1 protein-coding gene is annotated in these 341 nt (G+C 38.4%); it reads right to left on the minus strand.

The annotated features are described in order from the left end of the window. Positions 1-251: 251 nt before the first annotated feature. A partial coding sequence (locus AC4IFT_RS22435; RefSeq protein WP_490752942.1) for an Rpn/YhgA-type helix-turn-helix domain-containing protein occupies positions 252-341 on the minus strand: 90 nt, incomplete at its 5' end.

Consider the following 341-nt stretch of genomic DNA (forward strand, 5'->3'; position numbering starts at 1 on the left):
ATGACTAACTGCAAGTCGACACCGCTTTTTAAAAGATATTGAGCAGTGGTAAGTTGTTGTTCATAAGCTTCTTTTCGTCCTTTTTCAATGCCTTCTTCAATGCCCTCTTTACGGCCTTTTTCTTGTAATCTCAGTGCAATATTCATGATAACCCCTTGATGTTTTTCTGTTGCTTCACTCAGTTGCTGAACACTATATTCAAAAGGGATTGAGGCTAACTTAATCAATTTGCAATAAAGCATGCTGCTCAGTTATTGCAAGGATATGAGGTCTTCACGGCTTAAGCCTGTACTGTTAATGACTAACTGCAAGTCGACACCGCTTTTTAAAAGATATTGAGC

The sequence above is a fragment of the Providencia sp. UF-183 genome (assembly GCF_058246155.1).